This is a genomic window from Streptomyces sp. NPDC001544 (assembly GCF_042894285.1).
GTDB lineage: Bacteria > Actinomycetota > Actinomycetes > Streptomycetales > Streptomycetaceae > Streptomyces.
Genome location: NZ_JBIAVN010000005.1, coordinates 414,088 through 427,801, shown reverse-complemented (window position 1 = coordinate 427,801; position 13,714 = coordinate 414,088). Strand labels below are relative to the sequence as shown.

Sequence of the window (13,714 nt, the reverse complement as noted above, 5' to 3'; positions counted from 1 at the left end):
GCCAGAGAAGCCAGAGAAGCCAGAGGACCCGATGTCCACAGTCACCCCGGCCCGGGCGCCGCACAGCGACGTCCCCACCGGTCACCGGCCCGCCGAGGGCCGTGTCGGCGCGGGCCTGTTCGACCCCAAGCAGCTCGTCAAGTCGCTGCCGGACGCCTTCCGCAAGCTGGATCCGCGGGTCATGGTCAAGTCGCCCGTGATGTTCGTGGTGTGGATCGGCTCCGTCCTGACCACCGTGTTCTCCTTCAAGGATCCAGGTGACTGGTTCGGCTGGACCATCAGCGCCTGGCTGTGGCTGACCGTGGTCTTCGCCAACCTGGCGGAGGCGGTCGCCGAGGGCCGTGGCAAGGCGCAGGCCGACACGCTGCGCAAGGCCAAGACCGACACGGTCGCCCGACGGCTCGTGGGTGACAGTGAGGAGCACGTACCCGGCACGGAACTCAAGATCGGCGACCTGGTCGTCTGCGAGGCGGGCGACGTGATCCCCGGAGACGGTGACGTGGTCGAGGGCGTGGCCAGCGTCGACGAATCGGCGATCACCGGCGAGTCGGCCCCCGTCATCCGCGAGTCGGGCGGTGACCGGTCCGCGGTGACGGGCGGTACGAAGGTGTTGTCCGACCGGATCGTCATCAGGATCACGACCCGGCCCGGCGAGACGTTCATCGACCGGATGATCAACCTGGTCGAGGGCGCCGCGCGGCAGAAGACGCCGAACGAGATCGCCCTGAACATCCTGCTGGCCTCGCTGACCATCGTGTTCCTGCTGGCGGTGGCGACCCTGCCGCCGTTCGCGGACTACGCGGGCACCCACCTGACGATGGTCGTGCTGGTCGCCCTGCTGGTCTGCCTGATCCCGACCACCATCGGCGCCCTGCTGTCCGCGATCGGCATCGCGGGCATGGACCGCCTGGTCCAGCGCAACGTCCTCGCCATGTCGGGGCGGGCGGTGGAGGCCGCCGGTGACGTCTCCACGCTGCTGCTCGACAAGACCGGCACGATCACCCTCGGCAACCGGCAGGCCGCCGAGTTCCTGCCGGTGTGCGGCACCACCGAGGCCGAGGTCGCCGACGACGCCCAGCTGTCCTCGCTGGCCGACGAGACCCCCGAGGGCCGCTCCGTCGTCGTACTGGCGAAGGAGCGGTACGGGCTGCGCGAACGCCACCAGGGTGAGCTGGCCCACGCCGAGTGGATCGCCTTCACCGCCCAGACGCGTATGTCGGGCGTGGACGTGGACGGCCGCAAGGTCCGCAAGGGCGCGGCCGGCTCCGTCATCGCCTGGGTGGAAGAACGGGGCGGCGAAGTCGCCGCGGACGCTCAGGAACTGACGGACCGCATCTCGGAGGCGGGCGGCACTCCGCTCCTCGTCGCCGTCGAGGACACCGACGGCGCCCGCGTCGTGGGTGTCATCCACCTGAAGGACGTCGTCAAGGACGGCATGCGGGAGCGGTTCGAGGAACTGCGCCGCATGGGCATCAAGACCGTCATGATCACCGGCGACAACCCGCTCACCGCCAAGGCCATCGCCGAGGAGGCCGGTGTCGACGACTTCCTCGCCGAGGCCACCCCCGAGGACAAGATGGCGCTGATCAAGCGGGAGCAGGCGGGCGGCAAGCTGGTCGCGATGACCGGTGACGGCACCAACGACGCCCCGGCCCTGGCGCAGGCGGACGTCGGCGTGGCGATGAACACCGGTACGTCGGCCGCCAAGGAGGCCGGCAACATGGTCGACCTCGACTCCAACCCGACCAAGCTCATCGAGATCGTCGAGATCGGCAAGCAACTGCTCATCACTCGGGGCGCGTTGACGACGTTCTCCATCGCCAACGACGTCGCCAAGTACTTCGCGATCATCCCGGCGCTGTTCGCGGCGGTCTATCCCGGCCTGGACAAGCTGAACATCATGCACCTGTCCTCGCCCGACTCCGCCATCCTCTCGGCCGTCGTCTTCAACGCGCTGATCATCATGGCGCTCGTGCCGCTGTCCTTGAAGGGCGTGCGGTACCGGCCGCTGAGCGCGGACCGGATGCTGCGCCGCAACCTCGGGATCTACGGCATCGGCGGCCTGATCGCCCCGTTCATCGGCATCAAGATCATCGACCTGCTCATCTCCCTGATCCCCGGGCTGTAATTCCTGAAAGGCGTGATGAAGGACGTGAACAACTCCTTCGTGAACACTGCCCGGTTGCTCGGCGCGGGCCTGCGCGCCCTGCTCGTGCTGACCCTGGTGACCGGCGTCGTCTACCCGCTGGTCGTCACCGGCATCGCCCAGGGCCTGTTCCACGACAAGGCCAACGGCTCCGAGATCAAGGCGGACGGCAGGGTCGTCGGCTCCTCCCTGATCGGGCAGCAGTACAACCTGCCGCTGAAGAAGGGCCAGGAGACCCCGGACCCGGATCCGAAGTGGTTCCAGGGCCGCCCGGCGGACGGGCTCGGCACCAACAGCGTCAACACCCGGTACAAGCTGATCCTGTCCGGCGCCACCAACCTGTCCGCCGACAACAAGGACCTGATCAAACAGGTCGAGGCCGCCAAGGCCGCCGTCGTCAAGGACAACTCGGTGCCCGGATACACGGTCAAGCCCTCCCAGGTCCCCGCCGACGCGGTGACCTCCTCCGGCTCCGGCCTGGACCCGGACATCTCCCCGGCCTACGCCGACCTCCAGGTCCACCGCGTCGCCGAGAGGAACCGTCTGCCCGCCGCCCAGGTGGAGAAGCTGGTCAAGGACCACACCGAGGGCCGCACCCTGGGCTTCATGGGCGAACCCCGGGTGAACGTCCTGCAACTCAACATCGCGCTCAAGGATCTCGTGGCGAAGCGGTGACGGCCTGACGCGAACCACACGGGAGCCGGCGGCCCGGGAGTCGTCCCGGATCCGCCGGCTCCCGCCGCCATGCAGTCGGTCGCCCCGCCCCCGGCGCGCAGGGCCCGACGCACGACAGGAGGGGCAGACCCCATGCCCCAGGTACTCGTGGTGGGGGACGACCCGCAGCTCGCGCGGGCCCTCGTCATCGACCTGCAGGCACATCACCAGGGCGCGACGCCGCCCCCGTCGACGAGGCCGAGGACCGCATCCTCGAGCCCTTCCGGCGGTACGGCGACTCGCCCCGCGGTGTCGGCGTCGGGCGAGCGTGTGGTGGCCCTCCGCGGTTCTGGCTGCGGCGGCGGGCGATGATGCGCACCGAGGGGGGTCAGGAGCTTGAGACGACGGCTTCGGCTTCGGGTTCCGGCTCGGTGACGGTGTCGCTCCGGCCCAGGCGGAGGTGTTCGACGTGGTACAGCGCCTGGTCGAGGAGTTCGCAGACGTGGTTGTCGTAGAGGGAGTAGACGACGGAGCGGCCCTTGCGGGTGCCGACGACGAGGTCGAGGTTGCGCAGCAGGCGCAGCTGGTGGGAGCAGGCGGACTGTTCCATGCCGACCTCGGCGGCCAGCTCGGTCGCCGGCAGCGGGCCCTCGCGCAGGCGGGAGAGGATCAGCAGCCGCGACGGGGTGGCCAGCGCCTGCAGGGTGGCGGCCACCTTCGCGGCGTTGTCCGCGGTGAGGCGGATGCGCGGGACGCGGCTGGCGGGGGATGCGGCTCCATGACCCATGCGGCCCATCGTACGCCTCCGAATGAACGTATGAATCGATGTTCATTCGTTCCTGTTACGGTGAAGGTGTCGGACGCTGCCCACCCCGCCTCGAAGGAACCCCTGTCTCGATGTCTTCCACCCTCACGCGCCCGGCGCCCGTCGGCGACGCCGCCCGTGACGCCGTGGCGCCCAGGCGCCGCACCCGGATCTTCGCTCTGCCCGAGGCGCGCTGGGCGGCAGCCTCGCTGATGTTGTTCCTGATCGCGCTGCCGCTGTATCTGCTGGGCGCGCCGGTCTGGGCGTGGGGGCCGCTGTTCGCCCTCACCTACGCCACCGGTGGCTGGGAGGCGGGCTGGGCGGGCTTGCGGGCGCTGAAGGACAGGACGCTGGACGTGGACCTGCTCATGGTGGTCGCCGCGCTGGGGGCGGCGGCGATCGGGCAGGTGCTGGACGGCGCGCTACTGATCGTCATCTTCGCCACCTCCGGCGCTTTGGAGGCCATCGCCACCGCCCGCACCGCGGACTCGGTCCGCGGTCTGCTGGACCTGGCGCCCGCCACCGCGACCCGCCTCGCTGACGACGGAGCCGAGGAGAGCGTGCCGACCGGGCAACTGGCGGTGGGAGATGTGCTCCTGGTGCGCCCGGGTGAGCGGATCGGCGCCGACGGCCGGGTGCTGGACGGGGCGAGCGAGGTGGACCAGGCCACCATCACCGGGGAACCGCTGCCGGTGGTGAAGCGGGCCGGGGACGAGGTGTTCGCCGGCACGCTGAACGGCACCGGCGCGCTGCGGGTGAAGGTCGAGCGCGATTCGTCCGATTCGGTGATCGCCCGGATCGTGGCCATGGTCGAGGAAGCCTCCGAGACCAAGGCACCGACCCAGCTGTTCATCGAGAAGGTCGAGCAGCGTTACAGCCTGGGCATGGTCGCCGCGACGATCGCGCTGTTCGCCCTGCCGCTGGTCTTCGGTGCCGCGTTGCAGCCGACGCTGCTGCGGGCGATGACCTTCATGATCGTGGCCTCGCCGTGCGCGGTGGTGCTGGCCACCATGCCGCCACTGCTGTCGGCGATCGCCAACGCGGGCCGCCACGGCGTGCTGGTCAAATCCGCCGTGGTCATGGAGCAGCTCGGCCAGGTCGACGTGGTGGCGCTGGACAAGACCGGCACGCTGACGGAGGGAACCCCCCGCGTGACCGACATCCGCCCGCTGCCCTCCTCCGGCCTGGACGAGGCCGCCCTGCTGCGGTACGCGGCGGCAGCCGAGCACCCCAGCGAGCACCCGCTCGCCCGTGCCGTCGTGGACGCCGCACGCACCCGGAATCTGGACATCCCGCTGGTGGAGGACTTCGCCTCCGCCCCCGGCAGCGGGGTCACCGCCACCGTCGACGGCAAGGCGGTCGCGGTCGGCAGCCCCGCCCGGCTCCGCGGCGGCTCCGACGACCCGGTCGTCGCGATGGCCGCCCGGCTGGAGGACGAAGGCCGTACCGCCGTCATGGTCGAGATCGAGGGCGTCCCGGTCGGGCTGCTGGGCATCGCCGACCGGCTGCGCGAGGAGGCCGCCGCCACCGTCACCGCGCTGACCGGTCTGACCGGCTGCGCGCCGGTGCTGGTCACCGGCGACAACCCGCGCGCCGCCGCCCACCTCGCGAGCGAGGTCGGCATCACTGACGTCCGCGCCGGTCTCCTGCCGCAGGACAAGGTCAGCGCCGTGAAGGAGCTGGAGCAGGACGGGCGCAAGGTGCTGGTGGTCGGCGACGGCGTCAACGACGCCCCGGCCCTGGCCGCCGCCCACACCGGGATCGCCATGGGGCGCACCGGATCCGACCTCGCCCTGGAGACCGCCGACGCCGTCGTGGTCCGTGACGAGCTGGCCACCGTCCCCACGGTCGTCGCGCTCTCGCGCCGGGCCCGGCGCCTGGTGGTGCAGAACCTCGTGATCGCCGGGACGTTCATCACCGGCCTGGTCATCTGGGACCTGGCCGGCACCCTGCCGCTGCCGCTCGGTGTCGCGGGCCACGAGGGCTCCACTGTGATCGTGGGCCTCAACGGCCTACGCCTGCTGGCCGATGCCGCCTGGCGCCGCGCCCACGCCGGGACGGTCCAGTGAGCCGCCGCACCCGCAAGGGCGCCCCCGCCGCGGCGGGGGCAGCCCGCTGCACGGTCACCGTCTGCCGCGGTTGCTGCTGCGGAACCCCCAAGATCCCTGGCCTGGACCATGACGCGCAGCTCGCCCACCTGCGCCGATCCCTCGCCGGGACGGCGCAGGTGCGGGTGACCGGCTGCCTGGACGCCTGCGAACACGGCAACGTCATCGTCGTCCAGCCCTCGGCGGCCGGCCGCGCGGCGGGCGGGCGCCCGGTGTGGCTGGGCCTGGTCAACGACACCGACGCCGTCGGCGACATCGCCGCCTGGGTCGAGGCCGGCGGGCCGGGTCTCGCCGATCCGCCCGGCGTACTGGACCTGTACGCCTTCACCCCGTCCCGCCGCATCCGCCAGGCCCTGACAGACTGACCGGCCACCACCCCCGGTCAGGGCCTGCTCGCGCAGCGGGGTGAAGTCGACGGCGAGCTTTGACGGTGTTGGTGGCGGTGTCCATGACGGACACGTTGTTCGAGCCCTGGTTGGCGACGTGGGCGTGGGTGCCGTCGAGGGTGAACGCGACCCCGTAAGGGGTGGTGCCGACGGGGATGGTGGTGGTGACGGTGTTGGTGGCGGCGTCGATGACCGACACGGTGCCCGAGCCGGAGTTGGTGGCGTAGGCCCGGGCGCCGTTGGGGGTGAACGCCACCCACCGGGGACTGGCCCCGACGGTGCCGGTGACGGTGTTGGTGGGTAGGGCTCGCCTGCAGCGCACACCGGGGGGCGGCCCGGTAATCGGGGCGCGCCCTCAGTCGGTACACGCCGGCGGGGGCGCAGCGCCGCCCTTGCCGGTATCAGCGCGTGTGGCCGGCCCCCTGGGCCCGGCGGGCGACCTCGGGGAGAAGCGCCCCGGCGTTCTTTCCGCGGAGCCGAGCACCGGCTCCGGGTCGCCGATCCGGGCCGGGTCTGGGCGATGCGCTTCACGCCGGTTCCCCTGTCGCCTCGTCGGAGTCGGCCCGCTCGGCCGCGGTGTCGAACGGCGTGCGGTAGCTGGGAGTACGGGTGCGCAGTCCGAGCCGCAGGGTGAGCCGGATGCGCGTGGAAGCGGGCAGACGCACCGTCAGGAACGGTGAGTCACACGGGACTTCGTCCTCGGAGACCACTGGCTCGGTGTGGCCGTAGTCGTACATGTCCCCGATCCAGCCGTCGTCCGTGCAGGTCGTGTACCGGACGCCGGTGATGGTGTGTTCGGCGAAGGCCCCCGCCTGGACGATCACCGTGCGGTCGGTGCCGGGGGAGAGGTTGACCAGTTCGACGGTGGTCGCCTCGGGGGCGATGGAGGTGACCAGGGCGGCGACGTCCGCCGGCAGGCCCGCCCGGCGGGCGTCGGCGTCGTGGTAGCGCAGCCGCGCCTGCTGCAGACCGCCCTGGTACAGCACCTGCGGGCCGCCCCAGGTCAGCTGCACCAGGGCCTCGGTGACCACCGGGTTGCACAGCTGCCACACATGGATGTCGGCCTCGGGCACGTCCAGGTCGCCGTAGCGGTCGATGCGCCGCAGCCGGTGCCGGACCTGGGCCTGGGCGGCCGCGAGGATCCGTTCCGGATAGCCCGGGTCGTCGCCGGCGAGGAAGGCGAACCACGCCTTCTCGTGCCCGGATTCCTCCTTGGACCGGAACGGCCGGACGGTGCGCCAGTCGATTCCGTCCGCCTCGCGCAGCCGCTCCAGCCGGGCGCGGTCGGCGTCCGAGGAGGTGTGGTGCCACAGGGCGACCGGCACGGGGGGCGTGGCCGGGTTGTAGTCGAACCAGCCGGAGTCGTTGTGCCGGAACGGCAGGTGGAGCGTGGGCGTGTGACGGTCCGGACCGAGTTCCACCGCCCACTTGGAGGGCAGGCTCGAGTCCGCCTCCGTGTGGGGCATGACCTTGCCGCGGCCGATGAGGGCGTCGAGCGAGGTCGCGACCATGGAGAGGTAGTCGTCGTCCCCGGTCACCGTCGCCGCCGCGAGCGCCGCCACGCAGGCCGCGTGTCCGACGCTGTGCCAGCCGTGCGGCCAGGACCAGCCGTAGTGGCCGCCGTACCAGCGCCCTTCCAGCAGGCTGCCGACGATCCCGTCCGGTCCGACGTTGTCCGGGATCAGACCGCCGTGTTCGTGGGTCCGCTCGCGCCAGGCGCCCACGTACTCGACGATCCAGGCCCGGTAGCGCTCCTCTCCGGACAGGATCCAGGCGTTGAGGACGAGGCCTGCCGCGGCAAGGTTGACCGCGGTGTCGCCGACGCCCATCCGGTCCCGCATCTGGTCGCCCAGCCGCGGGTCCGCCGACAGCGGGAAGGGGCCGTTCGCTGCCTCGGGCAGCCAGTCGAGGGGGAAGCCGTAGGTCTCCGCCTCCTTCCGCAGCCAGGGATACACGTCGCCGTCGAACAGGCCGGTGCGCTCGGGGTCGCTGCCGTTGTGCGGGCGGGTGATGATGCGGTGTTCGGGGTCGTAGTTGCCCTTGGCGGGGTCGACGTACAGCTCGGCGAAGCGCAGGGCGCGCTCCCGCCAGCGGTCGGGGGCGGCCATGCACAGGAAGTAGAGCAGGAGCAGGCTCTCGCCCTGGTGGAACCAGTCGTAGCCGCGCTCGAACCCGTCGCGCAGCATGTTCAGTTCGGTCAGCTGCCTGGTCACGCCCTCCCAGTGCTTCTCGCTGGCGGGCAGGAGGTCGTCGGCGCCGCCGAGGAGGTACAACTGGGGCCAGTTGAAGAACACTTCGTAGAAGTCGTCCGCACCGTCGCGGGTGGTCAGCCGGTCGTGGTAGTTCAGCCGTCCGTCGGGGCCGGTGAAGGCGTGTTCGAAGCGGCGCCAGGCGTGGTCGAGCAGGTCGAACAGCGCGCGCTGGGCGACGGCCCAGCCGGGGGGTTCGAGCAGCGGCACTCCGGCCAGGATGTCGGCTGCGGGCCGGTCGGAGGCCGGGGTGTCGTCCCCGGACGCGTGGGGGTGAGGGCTGAAGGGCATGAGGGCTGTCACTCCTTGGTGGCGCCGGAGAGCATTCCGCTGACCAGGAAGCGCTGGGCGAACAGGAACACGACGAGTACCGGTGTGATGGCCACCAGCGTCGCCAGTGCCAATTGCGGGCGTTGGATCGCGAGGTCGCCGACGGTGGGGTTGAACGACGGCACGTTGCTGAGCAGGTTGCCGACGCCCACCTGGATGGGCATCTGGTCGCTCTCGGGGAGCATCACGTACGGCAGGAAGTAGTTGGTCCAGTTGGCGACGAAGCTGAAGAACCCGACCAGCGCGATGACGGGTGTCGCCAGCGGCAGGGCCACATGACGGAAGACACCGAACTCCGAGCAGCCGTCCATCCGTGCCGCGGCCAGGAGGTCCCTGGGCACTGCGGTGGTGAAGTAGATGTACGTCAGGTACACCCCGAACGGGTAGAACGAGTACGGCAGGATGATCGACCACATCGTGCCGATCAGGCGCACCGCGTTGATCTCCAGGAACAGCGGCACCACCAGCGTGGCGTTCGGCATCAGCATCACGACCAGGGTCGCGATCAGCAGCGCGCGCCGCCCCCGGAACTCGGTCATGGCCAGCGCGTATCCGGCCGGTATGGCCAGGCAGAGCGTGATGACCAGCGATATCGCCGCGTAGACGGCGGAGTTGCGCAGCCACACCAGGATGGCGTCGTCCTGGAAGGCCGTGAGCGCGTGCCAGTTGACCGTCAGCGCGTGCCAGGACCCGAAGGACAAGGGGTTGTCGTGGATCAGCTGCTGGTCGGTCTTGGTCGCCGCGAGCAGCAGCCACAGCACCGGCAGTACGAAGAAGACCACGAACACGGTGAGCACCGAGCCCGCCAGCAGCCGGGACGTCACGTGCCGCGGTGGACGGTGGCGCGGCCGTGGTTCCCCGAGTCGGCTTCCGACGCTCCGATCCCGTTTCGCGCGAGGAGCGTCGGCAAGAGGGGTGGATCGCGTGTCAGTCGGCATCGAAGAACCCCGATCGTGCGACGAAGACACCGGCGACCGACACGCTGACGACCAGGAGCTCCACGGACACCGCGGCGGCGCCGTTGATGTTGTTCATCTGAAAGGCGAAGTCGTAGGTCAGCTGGTTGAGCGAGTAGTCGCGGCCGGCCACGCCCACGCTGGCCAGGGAGAGCAGCTGCGGTTCGACGAAGAGCTGGGCGCCGCCCGCGAAGGCCAGGATCACCATGTACACGATCCACTTGCGGAGCATCGGGATCTGCACCCGCCAGGCGGTCTGCCAGCCGTTCGCGCCGTCGATGCGCGCGGCTTCCATGACGTCCTTGGGGATGTTGTTCAGGGCGCCGTACATGACGACGATCCAGCCGCCGGCGCCGGTCCAGAACGCGATGACCGTGAACAGCAGGGCCAGGTTGCCGGGGGCGATGACGTCGCCGAAGGTGTGGAATCCCAGCGTGTCCAGCAGCGAGCTGACCGGGCTGACCGTCGGGTCGAGCATGAACAGCCACACCAGGACGCTCGCGGCGCCGGCGAGGGCTCCGGGGATGTAGTAGAGGAAGCGCAGCGCCTGACCGACCGGCCCGGAGGACAGCCGGTGCAGGAGCAGCGCCAGGATCACCACGAACACCACGAGCGACAGCAGCCAGAAGACCAGGTACAGGGCGACATGGCCCAGGGAGTCGACGAAGCGGAAGTCCTGAGCCGTGGTGACGAAGTTGGAGAAGCCGGTGAACGCGCCTCCGGCGTCGGTGAACGCGAAGTAGACGGCGTAACAGGTCGGAAGGACGCCGAAGGCGATCAGCAGCAGTACGTAGCCGGCGACGAATGCCACGCCGGCCCGGCTCTGCCGGGAGGTGCCGCGCGGGCGCCCCCGGACCGAGCCGGCCGAGGGGGGTGTGAGGGTCACTGGGAGACCTTGTATCCGTTGGACTTGGCGTACTTGACGACCGAGTCCTGCCAGGCGGGCAGCATCGATTCGATGGTCCTGCCCTGCGTCAGGGCGGGCTTGACGGTGGCGGCCCAGATCGCCTCCTGGCTGAACTGGCCCGAGCCCCAACCGGGCCACACCTGCGAGGAGGCGTCCTTGAGAGGCGTGAGGTCCCCGGCGAAGTACCCGGAAGCGGCCTGCGCCTTCAGCCAGTTCTCGGCGGCGGGAGCGTACGCGGGGAAGCCGGGGGCCTTCTCGCCCTGGTAGGCGTTGTCGGTGGTGACCCACTTCAGGAATGCGGTGGCCGCCTTGATGTGGGCCGAGTGCTTGGACAGCAGCCAGGTACCGCCGCCGACATTGCCGGTGGACGGCGAGGCGTCGCCCTCCCACTGCGGGATGGGCGCCACCGCGATCTGCTTCGCCGGGGTCTTGAGGCCGTCCTTGAAGACCGCGCCGCCGTACCACGCCGGGCCGGGCATGAGCAGGACCTTGTCGGCCTCGTTCTTGGCGAAGTCGGTGCTGAAGACGCCGCTGATCGACATGGACTTGTTCTTGATCAGTACGTCCAGCAGCTTGGCCATCTTGGTGCAGGCCTCGCTGGTGGTGTCGACCGAGACGGCCTTGGGACCGGTGATGTGGTTGGCGCCGCACTTGCTCGCCCACAGGTAGATCTCGGGCGTGAAGGTGTCACCCGCGTCGCCCACGAGGTAGCCGGGGTGTTCGCCGGCGACCTTCGTGCCGAGCCTCTGGTATTGCTCCCACGTCGTCGGGACCTTGTAGCCGAACTTCTTCATCAGCGGCGCGTTGTACCAGAGCACCGCTTGGGAGAGGTCGTTGCGCAGGCAGTAGAGGGTCCCGTTGACCGTGCAGACGTCGTTGGCACCCTTGGCGAACCCGCCGAGGACGGCGTCCGGGATCAGACCCTTGTTCAGCGGTGCCGCGAAGCCCGCGTCGACCGCCCAGGTCACCTCGTTGTTCTGGGAGCTGAAGACGACGTCCGGCCAGCCCTTGCCCGTGCGGTTGAACAACTGGACCTTCGTCTGGAGGTAGTTGGACCCGTTGGCGTCGCCGTCGTAGCTGACGATGTTCATCTTCACGCCCGGGTGCGACGCCTGGTACTGCTTCGCGGCGTCCATCCGGGTCGCGTCCACCCAGACGGTCAACGCCCCGTCGTTCTGCGCGACTTGGGCGAATCCGTCCTTGGTGGTCGTGCCGGCGCCGCCACCGCTGCCGCAGGCGGCCACAGTTGACAGCACGGTGGCGGCACAGCAGGCCAGCAACGTGGTGCGTCTCCTGCTGGTCCCTGTCTCCTGGTCGGCCGAAGGCTTGTACACGGACATGGGCGACTCCACTGGGTCTGCATGAGGCTGCTGACGGCTCTGTCCTACTGCCGAAGAAGAAATTAGCCGCCATATCGAAGGGTGGGTCAAGGGGTGTGTACGTCTTTTCTTGACCCGCGACGCGCATGCCAAGGTGACCATTGCGAGTCATATACGCAGCTAAAACGGTCTAAAAGCCACGATCCGCATGCAGGCTCAGCGGCGAAGACCCCTCGATGAGTACGACTCATTTGGCTCTGAGGTACGATGAGCGCGGCTTCAGGCCGATCGGTCACCGTCGTCGCAGTCACCCGGAGGCAGCACACATGAAGGACACGCCCGCCGTGGCAGCGGTGGTGAACGGCGCGGACGAGCGGCGCGACTACCGGCCCGGATACGAGGTCGTGGCGGAGCGGATTCTCGAGTTCATCGCCGCATCGCGCCTGGTCCCCGGCGACCGGCTGCCCACAGAGAACGACCTGGCCCAGCAGCTTGACACCAGCCGAGCGGTCGTCCGGGAAGCCGTGAAGATCCTCTCCGCGCTCGGCCGGGTCCGGGCCCACAAGGGGCGCGGACTCTTCGTGGCGGACGACGAGGGCATGCTCCTCACCAGCCGCTGGGGCGGCTTCTTCCGGCCCGTGGACCTCGATCACGTGCTCATGCTGTTCGAGTTCCGCAGGGTGCAGGAGACGGCCGCCGCCAAGCTCGCGGCCACCCGGGCCACGCCCGCCGAACTGCGCACCATCGAGGTCGCCATGCAGCAGTGCCGGCACGGGTACGCCCATGGCGAGGTCGACGTCTTCAACCAGGCCGACGACGACTTCCACGCCGCGGTGGCGGCGGCCTCGCACAACACGTTCCTCCGTAGCGCGGTGCGCGACGCCCGCCGGCTGCAGCGCCAGTCCAGCGCGATCGGCATCCACGACACCTTCGGCGAGGGCACCGCAGCCGCGGTCGAGGAACACGAGGCGATCTACCGCGCCATTCGCGACGGCCGACCCGACGAGGCCGCCGCGGCCACGGCCGTACACCTCGACCGGACGCTGGAAGACTACCGACGTGAGATCCAGCGACGCCTGTTCGGCTGACCCTTGGGCCGGCACATGCCGCGGAGGCTGTCACAGAGTGACGAGTCGCCGGTTCTGATCGGCGCCACCGGCGACCGGCGGCTGCTGCCGTCGTTCGCGCACGGGCTGCCAGGTCAGTGGGGTACTTTTATGCCGTGACGCGCGCGGTCAAGCCGTCCACGATGAGGGAAAGTCCCGCCTCGAAGGCCGATTCGTGATCGATTCCCGGGGCGGCGGTCGGTCCGTCCGGGCTGCCCCCGGGGCCGGAGTCCGCCTGTTCTTCCAGGACGCTGCCGACCGTGAAGCGGCCGGCCGTCAGCATCGCCATCTGTGCGTCGCGCTCTGGCACGCCTGAGGCGACGAGGAAAGCCATCTTGTGCCGGATCCGGTCGAGGTCCGCGGTGGGTGTGGAGCCGGCATGGAGGCGTGCGCCGTCGCGGCGCATCAGCAGGGTGCGCCTGAAGCTGCGGGTGTTCTCCAGGAACCATTCGCGCCAGTCGTCCTCAGGCGTGGGCAGCGGTTCCCTCGCATGGGGCGCCATCGCGGCCTGGGCCATGGCGGCCATGAGGTCCTTCTTGGTGCGGAAGTACCAGTACAGAGACGGCTGCTCGACGCCCAGTCGCTTCGCCAGCTGCCGAGTGCTGACGCCCTCCAGGCCCACCTCGTCGAGCAGGTCGAGCGCCTCGGCGACCACGGTCTCACGGTTCATCTTCGTCACGTTGACAATCTATCGCTGATAGACAACCCTCGAAAGGAATCATTCACTGATAGATTCTGGAGTGAGGGA

At 69.9% G+C, this 13,714-nt stretch carries 12 protein-coding genes; 5 read left to right on the top strand and 7 right to left on the bottom strand.

The window, feature by feature from the left end; all coding sequences use genetic code 11:
• Nucleotides 1–31 precede the first annotated feature (31 nt).
• Together kdpB and ACFY0F_RS17040 are read left to right on the top strand one after the other, a co-directional pair.
• Nucleotides 32–2,128, top strand: coding sequence for a potassium-transporting ATPase subunit KdpB (kdpB, locus tag ACFY0F_RS17045; protein ID WP_388793957.1), 2,097 nt, complete (start codon nucleotides 32–34; stop codon nucleotides 2,126–2,128).
• Nucleotides 2,129–2,152: 24 nt separating this feature from the next.
• Nucleotides 2,153–2,821: a potassium-transporting ATPase subunit C gene (locus ACFY0F_RS17040; RefSeq protein ID WP_388794103.1), complete on the top strand. Its 669-nt coding sequence runs from the start codon at nucleotides 2,153–2,155 to the stop codon at nucleotides 2,819–2,821.
• Between the two features lie 367 nt (nucleotides 2,822–3,188).
• On the opposite strand, the gene ACFY0F_RS17035 is transcribed toward ACFY0F_RS17040, so the two are convergent.
• A complete protein-coding gene (locus ACFY0F_RS17035; protein WP_388793954.1) occupies nucleotides 3,189–3,587 on the bottom strand; it encodes an ArsR/SmtB family transcription factor in 399 nt (132 codons plus the stop codon).
• Nucleotides 3,588–3,697: 110 nt separating this feature from the next.
• On the opposite strand from ACFY0F_RS17035, the gene ACFY0F_RS17030 reads away from it, so the two are divergent.
• Together ACFY0F_RS17030 and ACFY0F_RS17025 are read left to right on the top strand one after the other, a co-directional pair.
• Nucleotides 3,698–5,674 carry a heavy metal translocating P-type ATPase gene (locus ACFY0F_RS17030; protein WP_388793952.1) on the top strand — a complete coding sequence of 659 codons (1,977 nt, stop codon included), beginning with the start codon at nucleotides 3,698–3,700 and terminating at the stop codon, nucleotides 5,672–5,674.
• Complete coding sequence (locus ACFY0F_RS17025; RefSeq protein WP_388793949.1) at nucleotides 5,671–6,078, top strand: (2Fe-2S) ferredoxin domain-containing protein; 408 nt, start codon at nucleotides 5,671–5,673, stop codon at nucleotides 6,076–6,078. The genes ACFY0F_RS17030 and ACFY0F_RS17025 overlap by 4 nt, the downstream gene beginning before the upstream one ends.
• Here ACFY0F_RS17025 and ACFY0F_RS17020 read toward each other — a convergent pair.
• The 5 genes from ACFY0F_RS17020 to ACFY0F_RS17000 all read right to left on the bottom strand — a co-directional run bounded on the left by ACFY0F_RS17020 (nucleotide 6,038) and on the right by ACFY0F_RS17000 (nucleotide 11,881).
• Nucleotides 6,038–6,355: a YncE family protein gene (locus ACFY0F_RS17020; RefSeq protein ID WP_388793947.1), complete on the bottom strand. Its 318-nt coding sequence runs from the start codon at nucleotides 6,353–6,355 to the stop codon at nucleotides 6,038–6,040. The genes ACFY0F_RS17025 and ACFY0F_RS17020 overlap by 41 nt on opposite strands.
• A gap of 271 nt (nucleotides 6,356–6,626) precedes the next feature.
• The gene (locus tag ACFY0F_RS17015) at nucleotides 6,627–8,639 is read right to left on the bottom strand and encodes a hypothetical protein (protein ID WP_388793944.1); all 2,013 of its coding nucleotides are present in this window, start codon (nucleotides 8,637–8,639) and stop codon (nucleotides 6,627–6,629) included.
• 8 nt (nucleotides 8,640–8,647) lie between these two features.
• Nucleotides 8,648–9,502 (bottom strand): carbohydrate ABC transporter permease, encoded by an 855-nt coding sequence (locus ACFY0F_RS17010; RefSeq protein WP_388793941.1) that lies wholly within the window; start codon nucleotides 9,500–9,502, stop codon nucleotides 8,648–8,650.
• Nucleotides 9,503–9,605: 103 nt separating this feature from the next.
• A complete protein-coding gene (locus ACFY0F_RS17005; protein WP_388793938.1) occupies nucleotides 9,606–10,520 on the bottom strand; it encodes a carbohydrate ABC transporter permease in 915 nt (304 codons plus the stop codon).
• Nucleotides 10,517–11,881, bottom strand: a complete 1,365-nt coding sequence (locus ACFY0F_RS17000) for an ABC transporter substrate-binding protein (RefSeq protein ID WP_388793935.1) — start codon at nucleotides 11,879–11,881, stop codon at nucleotides 10,517–10,519. The genes ACFY0F_RS17005 and ACFY0F_RS17000 overlap by 4 nt, the downstream gene beginning before the upstream one ends.
• 305 nt (nucleotides 11,882–12,186) lie before the next feature.
• On the opposite strand from ACFY0F_RS17000, the gene ACFY0F_RS16995 reads away from it, so the two are divergent.
• Nucleotides 12,187–12,948 (top strand): FadR/GntR family transcriptional regulator, encoded by a 762-nt coding sequence (locus ACFY0F_RS16995; protein WP_388793932.1) that lies wholly within the window; start codon nucleotides 12,187–12,189, stop codon nucleotides 12,946–12,948.
• Nucleotides 12,949–13,075: 127 nt separating this feature from the next.
• On the opposite strand, the gene ACFY0F_RS16990 is transcribed toward ACFY0F_RS16995, so the two are convergent.
• Entirely contained in the window at nucleotides 13,076–13,636 is a 561-nt protein-coding gene (locus tag ACFY0F_RS16990; RefSeq protein ID WP_388794101.1) for a TetR/AcrR family transcriptional regulator C-terminal domain-containing protein, read from the bottom strand.
• Nucleotides 13,637–13,714 lie beyond the last annotated feature (78 nt).

Excerpts from the sequence above, each read along its gene's own strand:
- ACFY0F_RS17030 (WP_388793952.1), top strand. The coding sequence starts at position 3,698 with ATGTCTTCCACCCTCACGCGCCCGGCGCCCGTCGGCGACGCCGCCCGT.
- ACFY0F_RS17000 (WP_388793935.1), bottom strand. The coding sequence starts at position 11,881 with ATGTCCGTGTACAAGCCTTCGGCCGACCAGGAGACAGGGACCAGCAGG.
- ACFY0F_RS17035 (WP_388793954.1), bottom strand. The coding sequence starts at position 3,587 with ATGGGTCATGGAGCCGCATCCCCCGCCAGCCGCGTCCCGCGCATCCGC.
- ACFY0F_RS17015 (WP_388793944.1), bottom strand. The coding sequence starts at position 8,639 with ATGCCCTTCAGCCCTCACCCCCACGCGTCCGGGGACGACACCCCGGCC.
- kdpB (WP_388793957.1), top strand. The coding sequence starts at position 32 with ATGTCCACAGTCACCCCGGCCCGGGCGCCGCACAGCGACGTCCCCACC.
- ACFY0F_RS16990 (WP_388794101.1), bottom strand. The coding sequence starts at position 13,636 with ATGAACCGTGAGACCGTGGTCGCCGAGGCGCTCGACCTGCTCGACGAG.
- ACFY0F_RS16995 (WP_388793932.1), top strand. The coding sequence starts at position 12,187 with ATGAAGGACACGCCCGCCGTGGCAGCGGTGGTGAACGGCGCGGACGAG.